General features: G+C 78.0%; 1 protein-coding gene. It reads right to left on the reverse strand.

The features are described from left to right. The coding region (locus tag ACJA3G_RS36990; protein WP_406557389.1) for a sacsin N-terminal ATP-binding-like domain-containing protein at positions 1–940 on the reverse strand (940 nt) is incomplete at its 3' end. Between the last annotated feature and the right edge of the window lie 440 nt (positions 941–1,380).

Below are 1,380 nucleotides of genomic sequence, written 5' to 3' on the forward strand. Positions count from 1 at the left end.
CCGGGGCGGTCCGGGGCCGCCGGGGGGCGCCGTCCAGGTCGACGGGGACGGCCCAGGTGACCGACCAGCGGGGCCGCAGCCGCTCCTCGACGGGCCGGTCGGCGAGCAGGTCCGCGGCGAGGGCGCCGCCTGCGCTCTCGACCCGCCAGCGGTTGGCCCCGTCCCGGGTGTCGTCGATGTGGACGTATCCGTCGTGCTCGGAGCGGCGCAGTACGCGGGCGCCGTCGGGGGTCTCGACGACGACCTCGACGAGGCCGGGCAGGGTGAGGAGCAGGGCGTCGTCGACGGCGGCGAGGAGCCTGCGCACGAGGTCCTCGGCGGGCTCGTCGCGCAGCGGCAGCACCACGACGGTGTCGTACCCCTCCGGCGCGCCGCCCTCGGCGGGCAGCGGCAGCCTGAGCAGGGGTACGTGGCCGTCGCGGCGGCGCAGTTCGTCACCGAGGCCGGGGCTGAAGCGGGCGGCCTCGGCGGCGAGGTCGCGGGCCTCGGCGAGCGACCAGCGGACGCCGCCGGTGCGGCCGACCACGGCGGGTTCGTCACTGACGGCCAGGACGGCGGCGAAGCCGACGCCGAACCGTCCGACGGCCGTGCCGGCGTCGCCCCGCTTGGCGGAGGCGCGCAGGGTGGACAGCGACTCGACGCCGGTGGCGTCCAGGGGGGTGCCGGTGTTGGCGGCGGCGAGGACGGACTGCTCGCCCGGGGCGCCGGGGTGCAGGGTGAGCCGCAGCCGGCCCGGGACGCCGGCGCGGGCGGCGGCGTCGGCGGCGTTCTGGGCGAGCTCGACGACGAGGCGGTCGCGGTAGCCGCCGAGGGCGAGGTCCTCCTCGGCGTTGGCGTCCTCGCGGAAGCGGGTGGGGGTGGCGGCCCAGGTGTCCACCACGCCGCGCCGTAGCCGCGCCGTCCCGAAGGGGTCGGGCCCTTGGTCCGCCGTCGCCTTCACGATCACGCCGCACTCCGCTTCTCGCGTCCACCACATCGGTAACCCTGGGCCCGAAGGTACCGCGTCCCCGATCCCCGGGCGGCGTGCCCCCCGGGGGCGTCCGCGACCGGTGGTGGCTTGTGTCCGGCCGGGGGTGCGTCTGCGGCCCGGCGGGTGGCTGGCCGCGCAGTTCCCCGCGCCCCTGTCCGGCCGGGGGTTCGCCTGCGGCCCGGTGGGTGGCTAGTCGCGCAGTTCCCCGCGCCCCTGAAGAGGGCCGGACCTTGCCTGTCGGCCGTGGGGTGCTGGTCGCGCAGTTCCCCGCGCCCCTGAAAGCCTCCGGCTGAGCCAACTGCTCCGGCTGCGGCCGACCCCCTGAGGGGCGCGGGGAACTGCGCGAGCAGCCCACCACGACCCGCAGCCAGAAACCGGGCCGCCCCCGCCCTCACGAGTGGCCCAGGTCC

The organism is Streptomyces sp. YS-3, assembly GCF_045257485.1.
In the GTDB taxonomy this organism is placed as follows: Bacteria; Actinomycetota; Actinomycetes; order Streptomycetales; family Streptomycetaceae; genus Streptomyces.